15 protein-coding genes are annotated in these 18,761 nt (G+C 62.5%); 3 read left to right on the forward strand and 12 right to left on the reverse strand.

Annotated features, from left to right (window positions below):
• Positions 1 to 34: 34 nt before the first annotated feature.
• From LG373_RS05925 to rpe, 4 genes are read right to left on the reverse strand one after another with little or no spacing between them, the layout of a single operon-like run.
• Positions 35 to 940, reverse strand: a complete 906-nt coding sequence (locus LG373_RS05925) for a Nif3-like dinuclear metal center hexameric protein (RefSeq protein ID WP_114565833.1) — start codon at positions 938 to 940, stop codon at positions 35 to 37.
• Positions 941 to 985: 45 nt separating this feature from the next.
• Positions 986 to 1,795, reverse strand: a complete 810-nt coding sequence (locus tag LG373_RS05930; RefSeq protein WP_114565834.1) for a histidinol-phosphatase HisJ family protein — start codon at positions 1,793 to 1,795, stop codon at positions 986 to 988.
• 52 nt (positions 1,796 to 1,847) lie between these two features.
• A complete protein-coding gene (locus tag LG373_RS05935; protein ID WP_225749283.1) occupies positions 1,848 to 3,053 on the reverse strand; it encodes a cysteine desulfurase family protein in 1,206 nt (401 codons plus the stop codon).
• Positions 3,054 to 3,057: 4 nt separating this feature from the next.
• Complete coding sequence (gene rpe, locus LG373_RS05940) at positions 3,058 to 3,762, reverse strand: ribulose-phosphate 3-epimerase (RefSeq protein WP_225749284.1); 705 nt, start codon at positions 3,760 to 3,762, stop codon at positions 3,058 to 3,060.
• 211 nt (positions 3,763 to 3,973) lie between these two features.
• On the opposite strand from rpe, the gene LG373_RS05945 reads away from it, so the two are divergent.
• Together LG373_RS05945 and LG373_RS05950 are read left to right on the forward strand one after the other, a co-directional pair.
• Positions 3,974 to 4,450, forward strand: coding sequence for a methylated-DNA--[protein]-cysteine S-methyltransferase (locus LG373_RS05945; RefSeq protein ID WP_114565837.1), 477 nt, complete (start codon positions 3,974 to 3,976; stop codon positions 4,448 to 4,450).
• Entirely contained in the window at positions 4,447 to 6,483 is a 2,037-nt protein-coding gene (locus LG373_RS05950) for an NAD(P)H-hydrate epimerase (RefSeq protein WP_225749285.1), read from the forward strand. The genes LG373_RS05945 and LG373_RS05950 overlap by 4 nt, the downstream gene beginning before the upstream one ends.
• Here LG373_RS05950 and LG373_RS05955 read toward each other — a convergent pair.
• The 8 genes from LG373_RS05955 to LG373_RS05990 form a co-directional block, all read right to left on the reverse strand.
• Complete coding sequence (locus tag LG373_RS05955; RefSeq protein ID WP_225749286.1) at positions 6,473 to 6,928, reverse strand: DUF3887 domain-containing protein; 456 nt, start codon at positions 6,926 to 6,928, stop codon at positions 6,473 to 6,475. The two genes, LG373_RS05950 and LG373_RS05955, sit on opposite strands and share 11 nt — an antisense overlap.
• 376 nt (positions 6,929 to 7,304) lie before the next feature.
• The gene (locus LG373_RS05960; protein WP_225749287.1) at positions 7,305 to 8,306 is read right to left on the reverse strand and encodes an NAD(P)H-dependent glycerol-3-phosphate dehydrogenase; all 1,002 of its coding nucleotides are present in this window, start codon (positions 8,304 to 8,306) and stop codon (positions 7,305 to 7,307) included.
• A gap of 86 nt (positions 8,307 to 8,392) precedes the next feature.
• Positions 8,393 to 9,052, reverse strand: a complete 660-nt coding sequence (plsY, locus tag LG373_RS05965; RefSeq protein ID WP_114565841.1) for a glycerol-3-phosphate 1-O-acyltransferase PlsY — start codon at positions 9,050 to 9,052, stop codon at positions 8,393 to 8,395.
• 7 nt (positions 9,053 to 9,059) lie between these two features.
• The gene (gene der, locus LG373_RS05970) at positions 9,060 to 10,373 is read right to left on the reverse strand and encodes a ribosome biogenesis GTPase Der (RefSeq protein ID WP_225749288.1); all 1,314 of its coding nucleotides are present in this window, start codon (positions 10,371 to 10,373) and stop codon (positions 9,060 to 9,062) included.
• Between the two features lie 24 nt (positions 10,374 to 10,397).
• Positions 10,398 to 11,735 carry a DUF512 domain-containing protein gene (locus LG373_RS05975; protein ID WP_370632886.1) on the reverse strand — a complete coding sequence of 446 codons (1,338 nt, stop codon included), beginning with the start codon at positions 11,733 to 11,735 and terminating at the stop codon, positions 10,398 to 10,400.
• Between the two features lie 489 nt (positions 11,736 to 12,224).
• Positions 12,225 to 13,382 carry an Mbeg1-like protein gene (locus LG373_RS05980; protein ID WP_370632868.1) on the reverse strand — a complete coding sequence of 386 codons (1,158 nt, stop codon included), beginning with the start codon at positions 13,380 to 13,382 and terminating at the stop codon, positions 12,225 to 12,227.
• A 396-nt stretch (positions 13,383 to 13,778) separates the two neighbouring features.
• Positions 13,779 to 14,180, reverse strand: a complete 402-nt coding sequence (locus tag LG373_RS05985) for a hypothetical protein (RefSeq protein WP_225749290.1) — start codon at positions 14,178 to 14,180, stop codon at positions 13,779 to 13,781.
• Between the two features lie 2 nt (positions 14,181 to 14,182).
• Positions 14,183 to 16,624 (reverse strand): molybdopterin-dependent oxidoreductase, encoded by a 2,442-nt coding sequence (locus LG373_RS05990; protein ID WP_225749291.1) that lies wholly within the window; start codon positions 16,622 to 16,624, stop codon positions 14,183 to 14,185.
• Between the two features lie 229 nt (positions 16,625 to 16,853).
• On the opposite strand from LG373_RS05990, the gene LG373_RS05995 reads away from it, so the two are divergent.
• The gene (locus LG373_RS05995; RefSeq protein ID WP_225749292.1) at positions 16,854 to 18,761 is read left to right on the forward strand and encodes an alkyl sulfatase dimerization domain-containing protein; all 1,908 of its coding nucleotides are present in this window, start codon (positions 16,854 to 16,856) and stop codon (positions 18,759 to 18,761) included.

Raw genomic sequence — 18,761 nt, forward strand, 5'->3', positions numbered from 1 at the left:
GCGTCTCAGCGCCGCGCACGCGACGTTGCGACCATTATACCCGTACCGTTTCGGGGTACGTCCAGTTATCCCGTTGATCGACCATCATCACAAGCTCATCGGGAATGCCCGCGCTTTTGACGGCCGCCGCAAGCACCGGCACAAGCGGAAGCTCGCTGGTGTCGTGCCCCAGCTCGATCACGCCCAAGCCCGCTTGGGAAAGGTCGAGCGCTTCGTGGTACTTGATCTCGCCGCACACCAAGCAGTCGGCCTGGGCGCGCAAGGCAGCGCGGCCCACGTCGCCGGTTGCGCCGGTGCAGGTGACCACGCGGTCCAAGTCGCGCGAGAAATCGCCCCATACGCGAGGAGCGCGCGCGAACACCGAAGTACAGCGCGCGGCCAGCTGGCCCAGGGTGAGCGCATCGCCTTCGCCAAGCCCGCACACCTGCCCGTATCCCTTGCCCTGAGCTCCGGGGATAGGCAGCAAGACGCGATGGAACACCAGGCTCAACATGCCCGGAAGCACGCAGCGGGCACGCGGGCTCACGTCGAGGGCCGTATGGTAGGACATGATCGCCACGCCGCGCTCCACCGCGCGCCACACGCCCGCGCCCGAGCACGCCGCCACCGACGATGCCGGCTTGAAGGAGTCCGGCGGAGCAAGAAACGCCGGATGGTGCGTCACCAGCACGTTCGCTCCGGCGTCGGCCGCAGCGTCGATGGCCGCCACCGTGGGATCGAGGGCAACGGCCACCCCGGTCACCACGCGCGCGGGATCCCCCACCGTCATGCCGGTGCGGTCCCACGACTCGGCGTCCGCGGGCGGGAACTCGGCAAGAAGGGCGCGCTCGAGCGCGCCGATCGTAAGGGTTGCCACCGGCTTAGAAAGCGGGCCGGACGCACGGCAGGCGAGGCCCTTCTGCTTCTTACCGTCCTTTTGGTTCTTCTTAGCTGCAACCATGACGCTGCTCCTTTGCTCGAATTGCAAGAAACGACTGCATCCAGATTACTCGATGGGTATTTCGCGACGGTCCCCGTCGGCTGTCGGCACCGTAACCGTTCTGTAACCGGCTCGGGCCATGAGGCGGTACGCCTGCTCGATATCGCGCGCAACGTTTTGGGGCTTGTGCGCGTCGGTGCCCACAGTGCACGGAACGCCCGCGCGGCAGAACGCCTCGAGCAACGCAGGCGCGGGGAACATCTCTTTGCAGGCGTAGTACGAACCCGACGTGTTCACCTCGATCATGCGGCCCGCTGCCGCGCACGCCTGCGCAGCCTGCTCGTAAAGCGGCTGCGGGTCGAAGCTGGGATAGAACCCGAACTTCTTGGCCAGATCGGGATGGGACATCACGTGGAACGGCATGGTCGACGACACGGCCTCGCACCACACCTCGAAGTAGCGCCGCCAAATGGCGTCCGCGCCCACCTCGTCCCAGCGACCGCGCTGGGCGGGGTCGTCGAACGGCCAGCGATCCACGAAGTGCACCGACCCCAGCACCAGGTCGAACGGCGCGAAATCGTCTTCGGAAAGCACGCGGTCCTCGTCGTCGCCCAACCAGTCCAGCTCGCAGCCCGCGATGATCTCCATCTCCGGATGGGCTGCGCGGGCGGCCTCGATGGCGGCCAGGTACTCGCCCACCCGATCGGCGGGCATGGCCAGGTAGCTCTGCGGATCGAACGCATCGGTCAGCGGAAAGTGCTCCGTCACGGCGATGGTGGAAATGCCTGCCGCCGCAGCCGCGGACACCAGCTCCTCCACCGTGCCCTCCCCGTGGTTCGTAAAGCACGTATGCGTATGCGTGGTAACGAGTTCCATGCTGTTCACAAGCTCCTTAACGCGATCGGGTTCGAAAACCCGGAGGGTCGTATCAGTTCCAATCCAGGCTTTTGCGCATCGCTTCGACGAACGCGTCGACGTCCGCTTCGGTGGTGTAGCGGCCCATCGACACGCGCAGCGCGCCATGAGCGCGATCGGCGTCGATTCCCAAAGAGCGCAGCACGTGGCTCGGCTCGAGGGAATGCGACGAGCACGCCGAGCCGCCCGACACGCCGAAGCCCTGCATGTCCAAGCGCAGGATGAGGGTTTCGCTCTCAAGTCCGTCTACCAGCACGTGCACGATGTTGGGCAGAAACGCGTCGTCGCCCGGCTCGACCTGAACCGTAGCGCACACGCCCTCCAGAGTCCCAAGGCAAGCGTACAGCTTGTCGCGCAGCGCCCGCAAGCGCGCCGCCTCGGTCTGCCATTCGGGCTGCACCGCGCGCACGGCCGCGGCGAACCCTGCCGCAGCGGCGACGTTCTGCGTGCCGCTGCGCCGACCGCTTTCCTGTCCGCCGCCCGTCTGGTAGGGTTCGAACGGCGTGCGGGTTTTCAGGTACAAAGCGCCGATCCCCTTAGGGCCGCCCACCTTGTGCGCGGAAAACGAAGCGGCGTCGACGCCCCACGCCTCCAGGTTCACGAACGTCTTGCCCAGCGCCTGCACGGCGTCGGTATGGAAGAGCGCGCCTGCTGCATGCGCGACGCGCGCAAGATCGGCTATCGGCTGGATGCTGCCCACCTCGCTGTTCGCCGCCTGCACGGAAACGAGCACCGTGTCCTGGTCGAGCGCGCGCTCAAGCGCCTCGACCTCGATAAACCCTTGGCGGTTCGGCGCGAGCTTGGTAACGCGAAAGCCCTCCGCCTCCAGGCGCTTCGCCGGAGCCAGCACGGCGTCGTGCTCCACTGCCGTGACGATCACGTGAAGCGCAGCCGACCCCTTGCCCGCGCGCCTGCGCGCGTCGGCGGCCGCATGCGCCAACCCCACGAGAGCGGCGTTGTCCGCTTCCGTAGCGCCCGAGGTGATCACGATCTCGTCAGGCCGGCGCGCGCCCAAATCGGCAGCGAGCGACCTGCGCGCGTCCTCGAGCGCTTTGAACGCCGCGCGTCCGGGGGCGTGGAGCGAGTTGGCGTTGCCTCCCACGGCAAGGTTGGCGCGTCCGGGAACCTGGTAGGGTGCCATGGCCGCCGCAGCCTCTTCGCACAGGGGCGCCGTAGCCGCGTAGTCCAGGTACACGTAGTCTTCGGGCACCGAGCGCATGAACCTACGCCCCCTTCGCGGCAAGGGCGGCCGCGCGCGCCTCTTCGGCGACGGCGGTGATATCGGCGATGGCCTGCGCGGAGTCCTCGGCCCCGCACACGGCGTTGCCGCACACCAGGACGTCGGCGCCGGCCGCCGCCACCAGCGGAGCCGTTTTCAAGCCTATCCCGCCGTCCACCTGCACAAGCGGGGAAACGCCCAGCGCGCGCGCCATCTCCACCACGCGCTCGACCTTCTTCTCGCTGCCTTCGATGTAGCTTTGGCCTGAAAAGCCCGGCTCCACGCTCATGATGAGGACCATGTCCAGATCGGCGAGAACCGGCGCCAGCGCGCCGGTGGGCGTGTTCGGCTTCAAGCTGACCGCGGCCTTCGCGCCGCCCGCATGGATGGCTGCCACGGCGCGCGACAGCTCGTCGGCCCCTAGCGCTTCGGCGTGGACGGTCACGATGTCCGCGCCCGCGTCGAGGAACCACGGCAGCTGCTCGAGCGGGTTCGAGATCATGAGGTGAACGTCCAACGGCAGCTCGGTCGCGCGCTTGAGCTGCTTGAGCACGGGCACTCCCATGGTCAGGTTCGGGACGAAATGCCCGTCCATGACGTCTACGTGCACGTATCCCGCACCGGCTTTCTCCAAGAGCGCCACATCGCGCCCCAAGTTCATGAAATCGGCTGATAGGATGGACGGTGCGATCTTCACCGGTTCGAACATGGCTGCGTTCCTTCCTCGTCGCTTGCTGCCGTCATTCTAGCGCAACCGACGCGCGCACGCTTGCAACCGACGCGCGGCAGGCGAAAAACAACACGCAGCCGCAAGCTGCGCCGACCTCTTGCGCGATTCCTTGGTTGCCGAACCGTAACATCGAGGATCGTCCGAGCGGGACTGCATTATAATGAGGCGAAACCGACCGGAAGAAGGCAAGATGGCTTCAAGCACCGGGATGTACTTCGCGTACCGCACCCCGCACGGACCCATCACCATACGCACGAGCGACCGCGGCGTCACGCACGTGGCGTTCGGCGACGTGGCCCTGCCCGGCGTTCGCCACCCCAGCCAGCTTGCCACCCGCACGGCCAACGAGCTTCTGGAGTACTTCGCCGGAAAGCGCACCTTCTTCGACATCCCGATCGACGCCGAGGGAAGCGCGTTTCAGCGCGCCGTATGGTCCGAGCTTGCCCGCATCCCCTACGGAGCATCGCGCACGACGGCCGAAGTGGCCGCGCTCATGGGGAAGCCGGGCTCCTACCGATCGGTCGGGACGGCGGTCAAGAAGAACCCGCTTGCCATCTTGGTTCCCGACCACCGCGTGGTGGGAAGCGACGGCCGCCCGGTCGGCGCCGATGCATCCGCGCGTCTCAAGAGGGCGCTGCTCGACATGGAACGGAAACGCCTGACGTGAGCACGTACGCTTCGAACATCATCTTCGCGGCCACCGCATTCCCGCTGGCCGCCTTCCTGATCACGCTGCCTTACCTTATCTACCAGTACCGGCGATTCGGCTCGATCCCCTGGCTGAGGACCCTTATCGTGTACTCGTTCGTCTTCTACTTGATGTGCGCGTACGTTCTTGTACTGCTCCCGCTGCCGGCCGACCGCTCCGCCGTGGTCCCCTACGCCGCCGCGCCCCAACTGGCTCCCTTCAACTTCCTGCGGCAGTTCTTGGCGCATACCGCGTTCTCGCCCGCCGACCCGGCCTCGTGGATCGCCGCGATACGCAGCCCTTACATCTACGAGGCGCTGTTCAACGTGTTGCTGCTGGTGCCCCTTGGCATGTACCTGCGCTACTACTTCCGCCGCACGTGGTGGCAGACCTTGCTCATCGGCTTCGCCGTGACGCTGTCGTTCGAGCTTTCGCAGCTCACGGGCCTTTGGGGTTTGTACGAGCACCCGTACCGACTGTTCGACGTGGACGACCTGATCACGAACACGCTGGGCGCTATGACGGGGTTTTGGCTGGTCGGCCCGCTCATGCGCGCGTTGCCCGATATCCGTCTTGTCAACGAGGAGGCGCGCCAAGCCGGGTTGCACGCCGGAGCCCTGCGGCGCGCGCTTTCGTTCGCGATGGACTTCGCGCTGGCGCTCGCATCGACCTCGGCTTGCATGTTCGCGCTGCGCAGCACGGGCGTCCTTGCCGCCGTCGCCGCGCCCGGCGCAGACGACGGCGTTGCGGCGGCCATCCTGACGTGCGCCTGCCTGGTGGTGTTCGGCGCGATTCCCGTGCTCGCCCACGGCCAGACGCCAGCCCAAAAGCTCCTGCGGCTGCGCGTTGTGCGGCCCGACGCCTCCCCTGCCCGCTGGTATCAGTACGCAGCGCGCTACGGCCTGCTGTTCCTGTTCGCAGCGCTCCCGCTGTTCGCGTTGATGCTGGTCATCGGTGCGGGCGCGTCGCAAGGCGGAGAGGCTGGAGCGGTCGGCAGATTCGTTGCCGCACAGCGCGAGTACTTCACGGGCGCCTGGGCCGCGCTCATGCTGGCATGGGCGATCTCGCTTGTCATGAGGGCAAGACACGCCGTGCGCGCAGGCACCCCCTTCGTCATGCTCAACGGATTGATGAGCAACACGCGCGTCATGACCGAGCAGGGCGTTGAGATCGAGCGCGAGCGGCGGCGCGCGCTGAACGTGGCCGACGTGGCGCGGCTCGAGCAGATGATAGCCGAAGACGGCACGCCCCTTTCCGCACTCATGGAGCAAGCGGGGATCGCCGTGGCGGAAGCGGTGCACGATTGGGCGCCCGATCCGGTTCCCGTTGCGGTCTTGGCGGGATCGGGCAACAACGGTGGCGACGGATGGGTTGCGGCGCAAGCGCTTGCGGAAGCCGGGTACCCTGTGACGCTGATAGCGCCCGACCTGGCAGAGCGTCTGCATGCCGAACCTGCGCGAACGGTTGCCATGAGCGTATTCTCGCAGGCTGCCAAGCAGGGCCTTCCCCTTAACGTGCTCATCGCGCCCGATGCCGACATCCTGACCGATGCGATCGAGCGGGCGGACGTCGTCGTGGACGCGCTTCTGGGAACCGGGTTCGCGGGAGCCGAAGTGCGCGAGCCGTACGCGACGTGGATCAAGGCGGCCAACCGCAAGCGCTTCGAGGGACCGCGCGAACGGGGTCGCGGACGGCATCGTAAGCGCGTCTACGAGCAGGGCGACCACGCCCGGCTGCCCTACAGCCTTCCCACGAAGGCCAAAGGAGCGCCCTTCGCCGTGTCGATCGACGCCCCAAGCGGCCTATCGGCCCAAACGGGAGCCGCGGCCGCCCCCTGCTTCGCCGCCGACATGACCGTGACCATGTTGGCTTACAAGCCAGGACTCATCGCGCCCGGAGCCCGGCGATGGACCGGTATCGTCGCCCTTGCGAAGCTTGTGGACACGCGTCCTTACCTGGAGAAGCTTCGGCTCTTTGATGCAGAGCCGAAACCTGCGCCCCCTACTCTTTAGCTTTCAGGAAGTAGAAACCGGCCAGCGATCCGTCCTCGAAGAAGCTGATGCGGAACTCGGCGGAGCCGTTCTCGTAGGACGCCTGCTCGATAACGGTTGCGTACGAGCGACCCTTGCTCTCGCCGTGCAGAAACGTCTTGTCGCCGTACTCGACGAACGCGCCGTACTCGTCTTGCGCGGCGCTCAGGTTCTGGGAGAGCTGCTCGGCCGTCACGCCCGCGTCCTGATAGCGCGCGGCAAGCGCCTCGTAGTCGCGCGCATTGAACTCGTCGACCACTTCATGGGCCCAGACGGTCACGCCCTCCTCGGTCGCCCATGACGGCAGGCCCTTCTCAACCTGCGCGTCGGGCTGCGAACATGCCGTAAGCAGCGCGCACGCAAGCAGCGCCGCCGCAAGCGTCAACGCGACGGCAAGCCGTCCCCGCCCCTGCCTCGATGCACTCATACCAGCCACGTCCTTCCCTGCTCGATTCGCATGTAGCGTTCGACCATTATACCGAAAGCCCTCCCAAAGCCCGGCACGCATGAAAAAGCCCCTCTTCAACCGGGGGAATCGAAGAGGGGCTGCGCAATGCGCACCAAGGAGAAGGGGAAGGTGCGCATGTTCTGCGACCCGTCGCGAAGTTGAGAGAGATGAGGTTCACGCGAGTGACGAAGCGGCGGGTCTCGAATCGGTTGTCAAAGCCTTGCACGAAGGCGCACGGCAAAGACTACCCCCGACGCCGAGCGAGCGCAACGAACTTGGGCGTTCGGTGAACCCTCGGTCATCGCTTCGTTAATCAACTGTAGTTTTGATCATGCGACCAAAACTACAACGCGCTCTACAGCCCGTAGAACTCCGTGGTCAAAGGCCGGTTCGTCAGCGTATGGGCCACATCGTGGGGGTCGGCCCCCTCCCACACGACGCTGCGCACCACGTCGGTGATGGGCAGCTCCACCCGGTACGCGTCGCCGAGCGTCTTGAGGGTCCTGCACGCCAAGGCGCCCTCGGCCACCATATGCGTCTGCGCGGTGAAGTCGTCGAGCGTGGACCCTTCGGCCAGCAGCTTGCCGAAGCGGCGGTTGCGCGAATGCTCGGACGTGCACGTGGCGATCAGGTCGCCCGTGCCCGCCAGCCCCATGCACGTGATGGCCTGCCCGCCGCAGCGCACGGTCAAGCGGCTCATCTCCGCCAGGCCGCGCGTCATGAGCATGGCGGCGGTGTTGTCGCCGTAGCCCAGCCCGTAGGACACGCCCACCGCGATGGCGATGACGTTCTTGAACGCAGCGCACAGCTCCACGCCGCACACGTCGTCGCTCACGTACGTGCGGAAGCTCTCCGACGCGAACAGCTCCTGGAAAAACGTGGCGGTATGCTCGTCGGAGCTGGCGATGACCGTGCCGGAGGGGATGCCCTTGATAACCTCTTCGGCGTGGTTCGGGCCCGAGAGAACGGCCAGACGGCTGGCGTTTCCCATCTCGGCCTCGAACACCTCGACGGGAAGCAGGCCGCTTCCCTCCTCCACGCCTTTCGAGCAGATGATGACGGGGAAGTCCGCGTCCACCACGTCGGCGAGCGCACGCGCCACGCCGCGCATGAGGTTCGACGGCGTTACGATGACCGCGGCTTTCGCGCGCAGCAGCGCGTCTTGGTACGACACAGTGGCCACGATGTTCTCGGACAGCTCCACGTCGCTCAAGTAGCGAGGATTGCGATGCTCGGCGTTGATCGTCTGCACCACTTCGGGCTTTCTTGCCCACAAGCCCACGTTGTGGCCGTTCTCGGCAAGAACCTGAGCCAGCGCCGTCCCCCACGACCCCGCCCCGATAACCGCGATTTTCACGTAGGACTCCCTTCGAACTTCCCTGTCGTTCGCAACGCCAGCGAGAGGCGTCGGCGCGCTCCGTCGTTCGACGGAGCGACGCAACCTTACGCCTTCTTCTTGTCGCCGATGCGGCTTTCCGTACCCGCGCGCAGACGCGCGATGTTCTCACGATGCGCCCACACCACGGTCAGGCCAGCTATCGTGCACAGGGCGACCGCAGCCCAGTCGCCCCAGAAATAGTACAGGGAGAAGAACGGGCAGGCCACCGCCGCCGCGATCGAGCCGACCGACACGTACTTCGTGGCAACCACCAGCACGATGAAGATGGCAAGCTCGAGCCATGCGCCCACCCAGCCGAACACGACGAACAGGCAGCCCACGGCCACTGCGATGCCCTTGCCGCCCTTGAACTTGAGCCAGGGGCTGAAGATGTGGCCCCACACGCAGCCCAGAAACGCCACGGTCAGCATGGTGTCGTACGACACGAGCGAGCCAGGCTCCAAGCCGCCGCCCGGCAGCAGGTACCACGAGAACGCCCAGGCCAGCACGCCCGACAAAAGGCCCTTGCCGAAATCCAGCACGAACACCGAATAGCCGCCCACCTTGCCCATCGTGCGGATGGCGTTCGTGGTCCCGATGTTGCCGCTGCCGTGCTCGCGGATGTCGGTATGGTAGAACACCTTCGAGATGATCAGCCCGAAGGGAATGGAGCCCAAAAGAAACGCCGCGACGAACAGCGCTCCTGCAACCAGCAAATCCTGCATCGTATGCTTAATCCTTCTTCTTGAATTTGAAACCGACCGGCGTGCCCGTCAGATCGAAGCTCTCGCGCAGGCGGTTCTCGAGGAACCGCTCGTAGTTGTCGTTCACGAGGTCCGGACGGTTCGCGAAGAACGTGAAGCGCGGCGGGCAGGTGGACGTCTGCGTCACGTACTTCATGCGCAGCACCGCCTTGCCGTTGCTCACCGTATGGCCCGTCTCCCGAATGCCCGTAAGCCAGGTGTTGAGCTTGTTCGTGGGAATGGTCTGGCTGTAGTTCTCGAACGCGGAATCGATGGCGCCCCAGATGCGGTCGACCTTCTTGCCCGTAAGCGCGGAGATGGCGATGACGGGAGCGTAGCCCACGAATCCCAGGCGGTCGGCTATGCGCTCGCGGATCTCGGCCTTGGCCTCGGGGCCCTCGACGAGATCCCACTTGTTGAGGACGATGATCATGGCGCACCCGCGATCCGCCGCGAATCCGGCGACGCGCTGATCCTGGTCGGTCAAGCCCAGCGTGGAGTCGATGACCAGAAGCGCCACCTGGGCGCGATCGATGGCGCGCATGGCGCGCACGAACCCGTAGTACTCCACGTCCTCGTCGATCTGGCTCTTGCGGCGCAAGCCCGCCGTATCCACGATGGTGTAGTGCTTGCCCTCGTGCTCGACCAGCGTGTCGATGGCGTCGCGCGTGGTTCCCGCCACGTCGGAAACGATGGAGCGGTCCCCCTTGGTCATCCGGTTCGTCAGCGAGCTCTTGCCCGCGTTGGGGCGCCCGATGATGGCCACGTTGATGCCCGGATCGTCCTCGACGTCCGGCACCTCGACCTTGCGCAGCTCTTCCACGATGGCGTCCAGCAGATCTCCGGTACCGTGGCCGTGCGTGGCCGAAACGGGCCACGGGTCTCCCACTCCCAGCTGGTAGAACTCCCACAGCTCGTCTTCGCTGCCGGGCGTGTCCATCTTGTTCACGGCCAGAAACACCGGCTTGGAGGTTCTGCGCAGAACGCGAGCCACCTCTTCGTCGTCGGCGTTGATGCCGGTCTTGCCGTCGACCAAGAACACGATGACGTCGGCTTCGTTCGCGCCGGCGAAGGCTTGGGAGCGAATGGACCCCTGGAAGGCGTCGTCGTCGCCCATCTCGATGCCGCCGGTGTCGATCAGCTTGAAGTCGCACCCGTTCCAGTCGGCTTCGTGATAGGATCGGTCGCGCGTGACGCCGCGCATTTCATGTACGATGGCCTCGTTGGCCTGGGCTATGCGGTTGACGAAGGTGGACTTGCCGACGTTCGGCCGTCCCACCACCGCCACGATTGGCAAAGGCATGGTGCAACCTTTCAGATTGGTTCGTTAGCTTGAAGCCGGCGCGTTTTGCCCGGCAAGGTCGATGATCTCGGAAAGAAAACCCGACGCGTTACAGGATACCACGGCAAGCGGCGCGCCCGCGCGCTTTCCCATATCCTCCAAAGTCAGGTCATCGAGGGTCACCCCGTCGTCGTTGAACACGACGCTCGGAACCACGAACAGATCGCCGTCGTCGCACGCCTGGATCGCAGAAGCGATGTCGCACCCGCACAGCAGGCCCGTGACGTCCACGTTGCCCCCGAAGAAGTCGTTCTTCACGAACAGAGGCTCGAACCAGGGCGCGACGGCGCTGCGCGCAGCCAACGGCCCGAGGAACTGGCGGGTTGCGAAACCGGCGACGTAGCGCACGCGCAGGCCGGCCCGCCCGAGCGCGTCCGCAGCACGAGCAACCGTCCCGTCGCGCTCGGCCTGCTCCCAGTCGTCCACGAACGACCGGATGATGCCCACGCCGTCCTCGAACATGCCGAAATCGCCGTAGTGCCGCGACGGAGGAAGGTTCTGCAGCAGCTCGGAGCCGTACGCGTTGTGGTAGAACTCGTCGGCGGCGAACGCCCACATGGTGCCGCGTTCGGCGAGCGCGCGCGCCTGGAACGGCACGACCAGGTCCATGACCGCGCGCGACGACACCGGGTCGTTGAAGCTGCGGTCGAAGCACGTCTGGTGCTTGGTAAACCCAAGCGGCACGATGCAGACGTCCAGGATGCCCGGACGCTCGTACGCCCAGGAAAGCGTGCCCTCCAGCACGGCCCCGTCGTTCTGATCGGGCACGAGCACGATCTGCGCATGGAACTCGATGCCGGCCGCGAGCAGGCGCTCGAGCACGTCGATGCCGTGCTGCGCGTGCTTGCCGATCATGCGGCGACGCACCTGCGGATCGGCCACGTGCAAGGACAGGCGCAGCGGCGAGATATGCTGCTCCACGATGCGCGCCTCGTCTTCGGGCGAAAGATTGGTGAAGGTGACGAACGTGCCCGCCAGGAAGCTCAGGCGGAAGTCGTCGTCGCGCAGCGTGAGCGAAGAGCGCATGTCGTCGGGAAGCTGGCGCATGAAGCAGAACGTGCAGGCGTTGCGGCACTGCTTGACGCCGTCGAACACCACGCCGTCGAACTCGAAGCCCCAGTCCTCCCCCGGTTCGCGCTCGAGCTCCACCTCGCCCGCTTCGCCGTCGAGGTCGATGTAGCCCAGCTCGATGACGTCGTCGGACGTGAGCCAGCGCCAGTCGATCACGTCGCGCACGGGATCGCCGTTCACGGAAGTCACGTAGCAGCCCGGCTCGAATCCCGCGTCGTCGGCCGGGCTTTCGGGCGCGACGGCCGCCACCAGGGCGCGCGGAGGATCGCCTTTCCGGCGGCACCCGTTCGCCGTCGCGGCGCTGAACCCGCGCGCAGCGGACGAAACGGAGCTTTCCGCCTCGCGCGCGATGTCCTTCGATGGGTACGTGCTCACCTGTCGCCTTCTCTGTCAGAATGGGCCTTTGTTTGGATCTCGAAAAATCCAGGGTCGACATATCGTCCCTTATCGTCTTGAGCATTCTACCCGTTAGGTATCCGTATCGCAATCAACAGGAGAGGGCGAGACCGCTAAACAGACCCCAAGCAGACGACCAGGAACTTGCAACAAGCACCAGTCTCGGGGAGTTATCGCAACGAGAGGGATCGGGATCGGAGCGCCGTTCTCGACGGCGGCGTCGCTCGACGTCCTGGAAGGAGCCCCACCGTATCCGAGCTACTACGCAACATATATTCAATGGTTCTCGTTCCGACTTTCAACAGCAGCCGCACTCCTTGCCCATGAACCCCGGCTTCGAGCAATTCATGACTTCTTCGGATGCGACGTCGTCAAAAATTCTCGAGCAAACTGCAACCTGCCAGCCAACTCTCGCCCCGCAGCATCCCCAAGGGAAGCAAGCGTCCCCAGCAAGAAACGCTTCGTGTCGGAATCGAGACGGCCGCCCTCCCCCACCATAGTGGCGATATTCGCGACAAGCTGCGATTGGAACTCAGCCCAGGTACTAGCCTCGGTCGCGCAAAGCATGACGAACGCCGCCTCCACAAACCGCTCGCACTCCTCCTTGTCCTTTGTTCGAATCCAATTCGAGAACACATCATCAATCAACATCGCGCCCGTGCTGAGATCTTCGAGATGCTTGAACCTCCCCTCTTCCACGATCCAACTAAAGGGATTGTGCTGAAACACAGAAAACGATTCTGCATCCACGACGCAAAACGACTCTCGATCCTCGTATACCATTCCAAACAGAGAATCAACCGGAACGGTTTTATGCAATTTGCAGGCGTATTCATCGGTTCGCATGCGAGGAGAAGGGTCTTCGGCGAATGAAGGGCCATCATGGTTGTATACGGAGAAGATGCGTTCGTACACTGGCTGGTCGGCATCGAGCGCGGCAAACTCAGCCAAGTGCCCGCCCTTCGAGTGGCCGCCGAGAAACAGGGGGCCTGTTGTACCGGACGCAACTCCCGAAACATACGAGGCCGCAGAACGCTGGGAAGGAATCACCGGAAGAAAACTCATGTTGAAATCCTCTTTCCATCCGACTATCGTTCCGTCGGTTCCGCGAAAGGCAAGGTAGCATGCTCCAGAATCCAGAAAGAAGGTGATCGCACTAAACTGCTTTTCAACAGCCGACGAGAATTCGTCCACGAAGAAGCCGATCTCCACATATCGATACCTTCGAGACGCCATGATCGCATGCGCGAAATCAGAACTCCCTCCTTGATCCTCAAGCCAACATCCCGCAAACAAGTCGCACCAATCGCTCAAGGCCACCGCATCGTGGAGCAACACGCGTTCAGAGCCACAGGGCACCACAACACCAGCCTTCTCGAACCTGAAGTAGCACAGCGTCGACAGCACGAGACTGTCAACCTCATTGAAGGGGAACTCCGAGAACAAACGCTGTTCGGTCTCAAGATAAGTGATCAACGATCCCATAGCCATCCCACACCCCATCAATCAATAATCCGGCGCTTCCCTTACGTTTCACCGCAGCGAACGGAAACGGCCGGCCATGCGAGCATGGCCGGCCGTTTCCGTTCATAGCATCTTTGCGCTTTACGCCACCGGAGGCTTCGGAGCCGCAGGGGGCTTCGGGGCTGCAGGAGGCTTGGGGGCCGCAGGGGCCTTCGGGGCCGCAGATGCAAAATCGGCAGCAGTGGCACCGCAACCGGAGCAGACATCAGCGCTAGCGGGGTTCTTGGTGCCACACTTAGGACACTCGATATCTCCGCCGATTACAGCAGATGAGGGACGGAAGCACATGGTCATTCCTTTCGAATTCAGATCGGAACGCTGGCCCTCAAACGTTGCAGCACGTCCGAGGGCCAGCCGGAAAAGGGTCGGGGATCGTTATTCCTTAGAAGCGTAAACGATGCCTTCGCGAGTGCTTTCCCATGCAGGCAGCGAGAAGATGCGGAATCCCTTCTCGCGCAGGGCCTCGACCTCAGCATCGACGGCTTCGCCGGTGGTCAGCGCGCTGTTGGGGCAGCACTTCACGCAGAAGGGCTCCTGCCCCTCGGCCAAGCGTGGCGCGCACTTGATGCACTTCTTGGACCACACGGGCATCCACGACATGCTCAGGTTCGGCCACGTGCCGGCCGGACGATCGATGCCCTCGCCCGAGCCAAGCGTACGCACGGTTGCCCAGTACTCGTCGTCGGGAAGCTCGTTGACCACTTTGCAGGCAAGCGAGCAGGTCCAGCAGCCGGTGCAGCGCTGCAAATTCACCAGGATCCGAGTGTCTTGAGCCATGGCTACTTCACTTCCTTTCCGTCTTCGTCGAGATCGGCTGCGTCAGCGATCTTGCGAATGTTGCAAGCGCAGTCCCAAATGGTATCCCAAGCACCGGCGATGCAGCCTTCGGAGCCAGTAAAGAAGCCGCACTTAACCTGATTTTTGCCCAGCATCTCGTTCCACCAGTGCTCAGACAGATCGTCGAGCGTCTCGCGACTACCCAGCGGCACCAGCAACTCGGAATAGGTGCCCTCCTCGAATTGGCGCTTGCGCCAACCGAACCACACCTGAATGGTTCCCGGAGGAATCACTTCATCAAGACGGCACGGAGCAATTACGTGACCGCGCTGGTTGTAGACTTCCACCTTGTCGCCATCCTTGATACCCTCGCGCGCGGCATCAACCGGGTTGATGCGAGCGCTCGGCTTGCCGCCGGAAAGCTTCACCATGACGGGATCGTCGGTGTACAACGACTGCATGAAGAAGCGCTGTCGGCCGCTGAAGAACTGGTAAGGATACTCTTCGTTCTTACCTTCGGCCTTGCTCGCCTCGGTGGGAACCTCCATAGGCTCGGTATACATGGCAATCTGATGACCCGTAGGAAGCAGGCGCTCGCAATAAAATTCGAGGCGACCGGAAGGCGTGCTGAAATCCAAACCCAAGAACGGGTCCCAATGGAACGGCGGCGTTGCCAAGCGAACCATCTTCTCCTTCTTGAGCCGCTCCATGCTCACACCGCCCTCGATACCCGCGATGAACGGATAGTCAGAGTCGATGCGCACGCCGCACCACTCTTCAGCAGTCTTATCAAAGTACTCGCCCAGTCCCAAGCGCTGGGCAAGACCCGTAAACAGATCGGTAGGATCATGAACCTCCGCCGGCGGCTCGATTGCAGGCTCCTGCAACACGATATGGTTGTAAGCGGCCATATTGATGATGTCATAGCGCTCGAACGGCATGCAGTCCGGCAGGATGTAGTCGGCATACTCGCCCGTGTCGGTAATCCAAATGTCGAAGTCAACGATAAGCTCGAGCTTCGGGAACACGCGCTCAATCCAACGGGAACGGTTCGGGCAGTTATGCACCGGATTGCCCGAGATGACCATAAGCGCCTTGTAGGGACATTCTTCCACGCTTTCGGAATTCTCGATAGCTTCGAAGAAGTCGGCTTGACGAGCAGGCACGCCCTTGAAGCCCTCGATACCGTTAGGGGCGACAATGGGGGCGTCGTTAAAGAGCACGGGCCATGCACCGCCTAGGAGCTCGGAAGTGACACCGGCACCGGGGCGACCCAGATTACCGGTCAGCGAACCGAGCAGATAGAACGAGCGATAAATATCACCCTGGTTTTGGTAGCGAATACCCAAAGCGCCCAAGATGTAAGCGTCGGGAGCAGCTGCATATTCCTCGGCAATGCGCACAGCGTCAGCTGCAGGCACGCCCGTGATGGACTCCTGGTACTCAGGCGTGTACTTGGCAAGATGGTCTTCGAGAACGCAGAACACGGTTTTGCAAGGAACGCCGAACACGTCGAGCTCCGCCTTGAGCTCGAGCTCCGTAGCGCCCGCAATCTCCTTCACGCCAGGCTCCACGGCGATAACGCCATGCGTCTTGTCGATTACCATGCAGTTGCCGTCGCCGTCGCGCATGAATTCGCCCGTATCGCTACGAACCAGGAACGGTGCCACCGTATGATCAAGCAGGAAGTCCACTTTATAAAGATCGTTCTTCACAATGTGGTTTGCCATAGCCAGCGAAAGAGCAGCATCAGAGCCGGGTTTTACCGGAACGAATTCGTCCGCATAACCAGCAGTGCCGTCGAAGAGCAGACCGATGTCGACGATCTTGGCACCGTTGCTCTTAGCCTCAACGACATGCTTTGCGAAACGGTGCTGGTTTTCAACAGGGTTCGCGCCCCATACGATAACGTAATCGGAGTGATCGATGTTGCGAGGATCGGTATTGTAGTAACGATACGTGTTACCCAAGTCATAGTACGCCGCAAACAGAGGGCCGTTGTCGAGGCCGTATGCCTCCATGGGGAACGTTGCGCCGTACAGACCGCCAAAGCGCGTGTGCAGCACACCGGCAAGACCCATCGAGGGCGGATAGCTTGCAGTTAGATACCACAGGGCGAGCGACTGCGGACCGTACTTGTCACGCTGTTCGGCTAGCTTTTCGGCAATCTCATCGAGCGCCTGGTCCCAACTGATTTCCTCCCATTTGCCTTCGCCGCGCTCGCCGGCACGCTTAAGAGGCGTTGTCAGACGATCCTTGTTGTAAGGCTGTCGACATGCCATGACGCCCTTTTGGCATATATGGGCCTCTCCCACTTCGGCGCCGGTGTACTCGGCCGGTTCCGTACGGATGATCTTCCCGTCCTTGACAATAGTCTTCAACGCGCAGTACTCATGGTCACCCCACCCAGGGCACGCGGTATAGACAAAACTCTCCTCGGACATAAGATCCCCCTTTCCTTTTCAACTCGTCCTGAACAGCACTGCCGTCACTATAGGATGCAGGGAACTCCCCTCGCTGTAGCCTAGGTTACAAATACCTCCTCGCTGTAACCTGGGCTACAGCGAGGAGGTATTTGTAACTCGGGTTACCGATTCCTGCTTGCACGGATGCCTATACTTCCACGCGTCAACGCCGCGCGCCAATGCGCGGACAAGCAAAGGAGGGGTACTTATGCCAGATCAGATCACCTTGGAACGTCGTACGTTCCTCAGAGGAGCACTCGCCGCCACCGCCGCCGCAGCGCTTCCGCTTGGAATCATGACCGGCTGCTCTTCGCAGTGGGCCAGCGCAGCCAACGTCTCGATCAAAACAGGACTCACTGAAGAAGAGCGCGCGGCAGTAACGCCTGACCCATCCTACATGGGAGGCAAGACGAACTTCTGCGGCCAGGAAATAAAGATCGGCACCGGCGAAAACGGCGAAGCCGCCAACCAAGCCCTGCTCGACCAACAAGCCCATTATTTGCCCGCACATATGGTGAAGGTCACTGATCGCGTGTACAGCGCCATCGGAAACGCACTCTCCAACTCCACCATGGTAATCGGCGACACAGGAATCATCGTCATAGACACGGGCGAGTGCAGGGAGACCGCTGAACTCGACTACGAAATGTTCCGCACCGTCACCGACAAGCCGGTTGTCGCCGTCATCTACACGCACTGCCACTACACAGGAGGCACCACCGCCTACCTGCCGGCAAACAACCCCGACAACGTGCCCATCATCGCGCAAGAAAGATTCATGGAAGCGCTTCTTTCTCCGTTCACCGAGACCGCAACCAGCTATGTCGACCGAGCGCATACGATGTTCGGCGATTACCTGCCCATCGAGGGGGAAGATGGACGCACGAGCTGCGGAATCGGACCCTTCTACAGCAATCCTTACGTCAAATCCTTCACCCCGGGCTTCATTCCCCCCAACAAACTCATTCCGGCCGCCGAAAAGGAAGTCGTGGAGAAAATCGACGGGCTTACTTTCCACTTCTATCCCACGACCTCCGACAGCGCCGACAACATCAACATTTTCATCGAAGAAGAAAACACCATCGTCACGAACCAAGCATGGGGCGTTATGTACAATATGTACACGCTGCGGGGCGAGAAGTACCGCAACCCCGTGACCATGCTTGCCGCATTAGACGTACTGCGCGATCTCAAAGCCGACAACATGGTGCCAGTGCACGCGCTGCCGCTCCTTGGTTCTGACAAAGTCGCTGAAGAGCTCACCTTGCAACGCGATGCCATTCAGTTCGTCTACGATCAAACCATCCGTTACCTGAACAAGGGATATACGCCTGATCAAATTGTTGCAGCCGTTAGAATTCCCGAATTCATGGCAAGCGGCGACATCACCAAGCCGCTTTACGGCGAGTTCGAGCACTACGTACGCGGCGTATACAGCGGACTCATCGGCTGGTTTAGCGGCGACCCTCTGGAACTGCATCCGGTATCCAAAGAATACGAATCCGCATACTTCGTGCAACTTGCAGGAGGCGCCGATGCGCTCACTGCGGAAGCGCAAAAAGCACTTGACGACAATCAGTACGCATGGGCAGCAACGCTTGCCACGCACGTCTTGAACGCAAGCCCCGAACACAACTCCGCAAAAACCGTCAAGGCTCAAGCGTACCGAAAGATGGGACAGGTTTCGCAGGCCTCCAACACGCGCCACTGGTACCACACCGAAGCTTGGAAACTGGAAGGAAACCTCGACAAGAGCATGGTTCCAGCCGTGATCACTAAAGATAAGCTCATGGCCGCGCCTCGCACGCTCGTGCTCGACATGCTGCGCGTGAGCATCGTTCCCGAAAAAGCCGAAGGAATGAATGAGTCGCTGGTAGTCACCTACTCCGACGAGAACGCATCGACTTCGATGATCGTTCGCAACTGCATTGGACAAGTCAAGCAGGGTGCTATCGAAAACCCCAGTGTTGAAATAGTGCTCGCTTACACCGTCATGCTCGACATTGTCCTCGGTGTGAAATCGTTCGACGAATGCCTCAAAGCCGGAGATATCACCGTCAAGGGAGACGCAGCCAAGCTGGAGACCATCATGGGCGTCTGTGAAATGCAGCTTTAA

Source organism: Paraeggerthella sp. Marseille-Q4926 (genome assembly GCF_916618935.1).
Classification (GTDB): domain Bacteria; phylum Actinomycetota; class Coriobacteriia; order Coriobacteriales; family Eggerthellaceae; genus Paraeggerthella; species Paraeggerthella hominis.